Source organism: Streptomyces novaecaesareae (assembly GCF_000716875.1).
Classification (GTDB): Bacteria; Actinomycetota; Actinomycetes; order Streptomycetales; family Streptomycetaceae; genus Kitasatospora; species Kitasatospora novaecaesareae.
Genome location: NZ_JNWQ01000105.1, coordinates 20676 through 27083 on the forward strand (window position 1 = coordinate 20676; position 6408 = coordinate 27083).

Here is a 6408-nt window from a genome sequence, read left to right on the forward strand (position 1 = left end):
GGTTCAGTACGGCGGGGCGCCCCGCGCGCGGGGGGGGCACACCGGCGGGCGCGCCCCCGGGTTGACCATCAGGGTGACGCGGTCCTCGGTACGGACTGCCAACAGGGAGTCGTGGATGCGGCGGGCGGTGCCCGTGCCGCGCCAGGGGACGCGGACGCCGATCTCCTTGATGGCCAGCACCGGGGTGCCGGTGAAGCCGCCGGGCAGGGGCTCGGCCATCCGGTTCCAGTACCGGTCGGCGGAATCGACGGTGTTGCCGTAGGCGTATCCGACCGGGGTCTGACCGTCGTAGCCGAGGACGAGCTCGAAGCCCGGCTCGGTGACGTGCCGGTCAAGGCGTTCGGTGAACGCCTCGACGCAGTAGTTCGACAGGTGCAGCAACGGGGCCCGTACATCGGCGTACACGTCCAGCAGATCCTGCCGGGCCTCGGCGGTCAGGGCGGTGTAGTGGCGGAGCTCGACGGTCACGCGGTGGTCCTCCGGGTGTCGTGGGCGTACGTGGTCGGCTCAGGATCTCAACCGGCCGCCCGGAAACGGGCCCATTGTTGAGCTGCCTGGTTCAGTCCAGCGGTCCACGGGTCCGGTTCTTCCCCGGCGATGTCGGCCCACATGCGGGCCTGAGCTTGTGCGAAGGCGTTCACCACTGCCGGATCGCCGGTCTTCCATGCCGGAAGCCGGGTGGCCCATGCTTCTGCCGCAGCCGGGCTGTAGTTGCCCGCAGCGATCAGCCAGATCACCCAGAGAGCCGAGTCGATCCAGGGTGCGCCGCGCGTAGCCCAAGCCCAATCGACCAGAAGCGCACGGTCCGCTTGGATCAGGACGTTCTCGTTGTTCAGATCGGTGTGCAGCAGGGAACTGCCGGCGAACCGGGCCAGTATCCCGGGATCTTCCACGTAGGCGGCCCACCGCTGCTCGGCACGGCGGAGCTCGATCGGTGGGCACGGGGTGCGGCCGACTCGGGCAAGGGTCTCGACCACAAGTTCAAGGTCCCGGGGCTCCTTGTAGTCGGCGTGGCGGGCCTCGACGTACTCGAATGCAACGAGGCTCCAGCCGTCAACGTCCAGGTGCCACAGGAGCGTGGGGGCGAGGCCTTCCAGGTAGTGGTTGATCTCCGTCTCGCGTCGCTGCGTCCACACGCGGGGGTGGCTCAGCTGCATCCCCTTGACGAAGACAACGCTCCCGGTGGTGGTGAGCTTGGCTGCGATCTCGGAGTTGAAACCGGCCGAGATGGTCTCCGCAGCGAGGACCGGCATGCCGAGGCGGGCGGCTACGGCCCGGTGCACGGAGTCGGGCAGGTCTGCCCAGTGGATGCGGGTGGTGGTCACGGTGCCCAGGCTCCCAGAGTCAGCCCGGAGACCGACGGCACCACAGCCGCCGGCCTCCGGGGTCGCGCCTACCGGTACGGGTTGTCGTCGCTGCACCCGGGGAGGGCGTCGGCGCCAAAGTCCTCCATGTCGTCGACGAAGCCCAGCGTCTCCTCGTCGTCCTCGTGGCGGGTGGCGGCCATCTGGACCATGACAGCGGTCATGCTGTGTTTCCCTTCTGTCCGTGTTGGCAGTAGGTGTTCAGTGGTGCCTTCGCCTCCTGGTAGCGCTTGGCCAGCGGTCGGCAAACCGAGCAGTTCTCGGAGAGCCGGCAGCCGGAGCAGCCACCGGTGCGAAGCATGAGGCGGTCGGCGATTCCGCCGAGCCGGGCGAGGCCTCGGACGCCTTCGTCCATGAGGTCGATCTGCTCATCGCGGCCGACCTTGCAGATCGAGGCCTTCCCATGCGGATCGACGTGCAGGAACGTGCGTCCAGCGTTGCAGCCCGCGAACCGTTCGAGCGGCTTCAGGTGAGCGGGCGACTGGGAGGAGAGAGATTCGGCGCCGCCGTAGATCGTCGGCGACATGTGGGTGTACTCCTTGTAGGGAAGCCCCAGTTCGTCCGCCATACTGCGCATCCGGTCGTGCTCGTGTGCGTTCTGCGCGGTGACGATCAATGCCAGCCGCAAGGGGAGATTGGCCTCGATCCCGGCAGCCAATCCGAGCGTGACCCGCTTGAAGGCGCCCCGACGACGAGTGAACGAGTCGTACGTCTCGGCGGTCGCCCCGTAGAGGGAGACGGTGACTCGGTACGGCCTGCTGGCAGTGAGGGATTCCATGGCAGCCGGGTTCGACAGTCGCGTGCCGTTCGTCAGAATCTCGATCATCATCCCCAGGTCATGTGCAAGTCGACATGAGGAGGCGAAGTGAGGGTCGATCAGCGCCTCGCCTCCGGTGATCTGGAGCCACAAGACTCCAGCGTCCCGCAGCATCAGCAGCAGGCGGCGCTTGCCCTTCTCGTCCAGGCCGGAGAACCGCTTCTTCCCGAGGTAGCAGTGCTCGCAGTCGAGGTCGCAGCCGAGGTTGATCTCCCAGCTTGCGCGGCTGTGCCCGTACATGGAGGCGTCGCGGACCAAAACGGCTTCGCTTGCCGGTCGGATCGCCGGCTCGATGCCCCATCGGGCTCGGGCGGCGGCCGCGAGCCAGAACGGGAGAGTGGCCCCGGAGTCGCGGGCGTACTCCAGCTCCCGGAACCTGTGTTCAGGCAGCTTGATGCCCTCAAGCCGACCCGGCCGCAGCACAACGAAGCTGTTGAGAAACGGACTTGCGATCAGATCGTGCAACGTGCTCCTCCTTCACCCGGTAGCTCCGGGAGCCGAGATCACTTCGTTCGGTGGGATGACCGGACGACTTCAGACCGGCGGGCGGTCGTCAGCCGCGCGTCCTCCGTCTCGAGCTGGTCAGGTGCGACCTCGAACCAGACCACCTTGCCCTCCTGTACCGGGTGCCAGCCCCAGGAATGGGCCAGAGCCTCCACGAGGAGGAGGCCGCGGCCGTTGGTGGCCATGTCGTCGGCCGCGCTCCGGCCCGGCAGGATCGGACTCGAGTCCACGACCTCCGTCCGCAGGCGGACGCCGGTCCACCGGAGCGTGACGCGGCAGCTCGTTTCGGTGTGTTCGACGGCGTTGGTGATCAACTCGGCGGCGCACAACTCCACGTCGTGCAGCGACTCCTTGGAGAGCGGGACCGGCCAGGACAGGATCGCGAGCATCACCGAAAGTCGGGTGGACCGGACCGCGGCTGCTGTCGGCTGCACCTCCCAGGTCTCCCGCATCGGGAGCACAGCGCAGTCCTTGATGTTCATCAGCCCTCCCAGACTGAGGAGTTGACCGGCGCCGAGTAAGTAGCCGATCGACGGTCCGACTTGAGAAGCCCGAGCTCAGTGCCTGGAGCGCCTCGCATTCAGTGAACCGGCCCAACGACACGATTGGTAGGGAATCCAACACGTAGAGTGGTTTACGCGGTTTACAGCACCACCTCAGGAGGTCGGCCGTGGCCACGCGCAAGGAGCCCAACCAGCGCCTCAGGGAGGCGATTTCAAACGCCGGATGGACGTACGAGGCGCTGGCGAATGCCGTGCGGCGCATCGGTGCAGAGAACGGCGAGACGCTTCTCACCAACAAGTCCGCCGTGGCCCACTGGGTCAATGGTGCGCAGCCGTCAGGGCAGGTCGGCCAGTACATTGCCGAGGCGTTGTCCCGCCGAACCGGGCGCCGGATCACTCTGGCCGAACTCGGCTTCGCCACTCCCGAAGAGTCCCTGGCAGGGAGTAGCGATCCGGTCGAGGCGGTTGCCAACCTGGGCCGCGCAGATGTCGAGCGCCGAGCCTTTCTGGCCGTTGCTGCATTTACCACCGCCGGTGTGGCCATGCCGTTGCTCTACGACCCCGATCCGGTCTCGCGGTTGATGCGGGCTCGAACCGGCACGGCGCGTGTCGGTGCTGAAGAGATCGAAGTCGTCCGACAAATCACTGCCGTGTTCAGCGCGGCAGACGAACGACTCGGCGGCGGACACGGGCTGACGACCGTGAGCGCCTACCTCGCTGACACCGCAGCCCCGATGCTCAACGGCCGCTTCCGTGATGAGGCCACACGGCGTCGAGCCTTCGGAGCCGTGGCCGAGCTCGCCTATCTCGCCGGTTGGAAGCACCACGACCTCGGCCACGAGGGTGCGGCCCAGCACTACTACCAGGTCGGCTACCGGCTTGCCGTGGAGGCGGACCCGCATGGCCACGCCGGATGGATGATGCGTGCCCTGGCTCACCAGGCGCTCAGCCTCAAGCAGCCCCATCACTGCGTCGCGCTGATCGAAAACGCGCTCGCCCGAAGCGCCGGTCGTGTGGACGGGAGGACGGAGGCGCTTCTTCACATCACCCACGCCCGTGCTTTCGCAGCCACCCGCGACAAGCCCGCTGCAGCCAAGGCACTCCTCGCTGCGGAGAACGCTCTTGCCTGTGATGGAGACCCGCAGGCCGGCTTCTCGCTCGTCAGTGGCCCAGCCGCCGGCACGGTCGCCAGTCACACCGCCCGCACTCTCAACGACCTTGGGGACCATGCAGGGACCGAGCAACAGCATCGGGCCGCGCTGGTCCGTTGGGACGCGGAGAAGTACAAACGCGTTCACGCCCTTACCTACGCAGATCTTGGTGACAGCTTGGCTGCTCAAGCCCGAGCGGACGAGGCCGTGGCAACCTGGGGTCGGGCGCTCGATCTCATGGGCGGTATGACCTCGGATCGGACGAGAAAGGCGATCTCCTCCATCCGTCCCTGTTTGGCGATCTACCGTAGACGCGGTGTTCCGGGAGCCGTCGACCTGGAGCGCCGCGCACGTGAGTTACTGACATGACAGTCGTACCGCAGGAAGGAGCAGCCTGACGTGACTCAGTCGACTGCTGATCAGAGTGGCGCTCTCAAGCCCGCTATGGAGTCGATGACTCTGTTGGTCGCCGCGGTCATCGTTCATGACCGCGAATCCCGGCGCGTCGTTCTTCTTCGACGAGGACCCAAGGCCAAGTTCGCGCAAGGCATGTGGGATCTGCCCGTCGGCAAGAACGAACCCGGTGAACCGATCACGGAGACAGCAGTTCGCGAACTCAAGGAGGAGACCGGGCTCGTCGTCACTCCTGATGACTTGCGTCTGGCCCATGTCATCCATGGAGCCCGGGGCGTCGAGGCGCCCAACGGCTTCCTGACCGTTGTCTTCGCTGCTCACCGCTGGTCCGGCGAACTCACGAACGGGGAGCCCGCCAAGCACTCGGAAGTCGCGTGGATCGATGTCGACGCGGTACCCGAGGAATTCGTCTCCACCACCAAGGCAGCTCTCACCAGCTACCTCGACAATGGCCCGAGTGTCTCCCTCGACTCATGGCGGATCTAGGCTTCAAGCGGGGCCGACGTACGTGCCTTTGCTGCGGTGCCCCCTCGGGCCATCGAGGGGGCATCGCACGTTTTTCCTTCGGTGTCGCCCCTCGATGCGTCGAGGGGCGACACCGATATCCCGGCGCCCTACTGCGCAGGCAGCGGGAGGACGTGCTGGAGGGCCTCGACGGCGTCGGGGGCGCCGTCGACGGTGAGGGTGGTCCGGGCGCCGCGGCCGTAGGTGAAGAGGATGAGTTCGGCCGGTTCGCCGGTGAGGTGGACGGTGGGGGCGCCGGCGGGGCCGACGGTGAGGGAGCGGCCGTCGGGGTGGGTGAGGGTGAGGCGGACGGGGGAGCGGCGGCCGGCTTCGAGGCGGGCGATGAGGGGGAGGCGGCGCCAGAGGGCTTCGGCGCGGCCGGGCGGGACGGGCTGCGGGGTCCAGTCGTCGGCCGCGCGCAGGACGTCCTCGGCGTGGACGAAGTACTCGACGGTGTTCGCGGCCTCGTCCGCGCCGGGGAGGGCGAACAGGGAGTAGACCGGCGGGCCGGCCCGGAAGAGCCGGACCAGTTCCTCGTACGGCCGGGCGGCGTAGTCGTCCTGCACGCGCTTGGTCCGGCCGGCCAGGGCGCCGATCCGGATGCCGGCCGCCGCGTCGGGGCGGTGTTCGCGGATCACCAGGTGGGCGGCAAGGTCCCGGGTGGTCCAACCGGCGCACAGGGTGGGGGCGTCCGGCCCTGCGGCGGTGAGGAGTTCGGCGAGGCGGTGGCGTTCGGCGAGGGCGTGGTTCGACATGGTGGCAAGCCTATGGGTGGAGTTGGCCGGTGAGTTTGGGGGCGCCCTGTTTGTTGCCGGCGGTCAGGGTGCAGGTGTAGTCCCGCCAGCCCTGCTGGTAGTTGACCAGGGCCGGGCCGAACTGGCGGCCGTAGTAGGTCTTTCCGTCGGGCTGTTTGGCCTTGGCGGCGGCTTCGGCGTCCTTGCAGCCGTCCCGCATGGCGAGGGCGATCGGGATCTCGCCGGCCAGGTTGTCGGCCAGTTTGAGGTTGGCGATGACCTCGCCGTCGTGCTCGCCGGCGCAGGGGCGTTCCTCGGCCTTGGTGATCACCGGGCTCAGCTGCGGGTGGTCGAAGCAGGCGCCGACCGGGAAGAAGGCGTACGGCGGCTGCGGCTTGGTCGGGGTCGGGGTGGGCG

General features: G+C 67.8%; 8 protein-coding genes and 1 pseudogene. 2 read left to right on the top strand and 7 right to left on the bottom strand.

Annotated elements, in window-relative coordinates:
- Positions 1-3: 3 nt before the first annotated feature.
- The 5 genes from OP86_RS29045 to OP86_RS29060 form a co-directional block, all read right to left on the bottom strand.
- Positions 4-468 (bottom strand): hypothetical protein, encoded by a 465-nt coding sequence (locus tag OP86_RS29045; protein ID WP_051830896.1) that lies wholly within the window; start codon positions 466-468, stop codon positions 4-6.
- A gap of 47 nt (positions 469-515) precedes the next feature.
- Positions 516-1325: a protein kinase family protein gene (locus tag OP86_RS36200; protein WP_030062224.1), complete on the bottom strand. Its 810-nt coding sequence runs from the start codon at positions 1323-1325 to the stop codon at positions 516-518.
- Positions 1326-1393: 68 nt separating this feature from the next.
- Positions 1394-1528 (bottom strand): hypothetical protein, encoded by a 135-nt coding sequence (locus OP86_RS38905; protein ID WP_267883128.1) that lies wholly within the window; start codon positions 1526-1528, stop codon positions 1394-1396.
- The gene (locus OP86_RS29055; RefSeq protein ID WP_030260582.1) at positions 1525-2646 is read right to left on the bottom strand and encodes a radical SAM protein; all 1122 of its coding nucleotides are present in this window, start codon (positions 2644-2646) and stop codon (positions 1525-1527) included. The genes OP86_RS38905 and OP86_RS29055 overlap by 4 nt, the downstream gene beginning before the upstream one ends.
- A 38-nt stretch (positions 2647-2684) precedes the next feature.
- Positions 2685-3167, bottom strand: a complete 483-nt coding sequence (locus OP86_RS29060; protein ID WP_051830898.1) for an ATP-binding protein — start codon at positions 3165-3167, stop codon at positions 2685-2687.
- A gap of 188 nt (positions 3168-3355) precedes the next feature.
- On the opposite strand from OP86_RS29060, the gene OP86_RS29065 reads away from it, so the two are divergent.
- Entirely contained in the window at positions 3356-4708 is a 1353-nt protein-coding gene (locus OP86_RS29065; protein WP_030062221.1) for an NsdA family TPR-like regulatory protein, read from the top strand.
- Positions 4709-4738: 30 nt separating this feature from the next.
- The gene (locus OP86_RS29070; protein WP_030062220.1) at positions 4739-5239 is read left to right on the top strand and encodes an NUDIX domain-containing protein; all 501 of its coding nucleotides are present in this window, start codon (positions 4739-4741) and stop codon (positions 5237-5239) included.
- 128 nt (positions 5240-5367) lie between these two features.
- On the opposite strand, the gene OP86_RS29075 is transcribed toward OP86_RS29070, so the two are convergent.
- Positions 5368-6012, bottom strand: coding sequence for a TIGR03085 family metal-binding protein (locus OP86_RS29075; RefSeq protein WP_030062219.1), 645 nt, complete (start codon positions 6010-6012; stop codon positions 5368-5370).
- A 10-nt stretch (positions 6013-6022) separates the two neighbouring features.
- Positions 6023-6408: pseudogene (locus tag OP86_RS29080) on the bottom strand (hypothetical protein); the annotation flags it as partial.

What these genes read in the sequence shown, in the direction of transcription:
- OP86_RS38905 (WP_267883128.1), bottom strand. Translation starts at nt 1,528, where the DNA reads ATGACCGCTGTCATGGTCCAGATGGCCGCCACCCGCCACGAGGACGAC.
- OP86_RS29060 (WP_051830898.1), bottom strand. Translation starts at nt 3,167, where the DNA reads ATGAACATCAAGGACTGCGCTGTGCTCCCGATGCGGGAGACCTGGGAG.
- OP86_RS29075 (WP_030062219.1), bottom strand. Translation starts at nt 6,012, where the DNA reads ATGTCGAACCACGCCCTCGCCGAACGCCACCGCCTCGCCGAACTCCTC.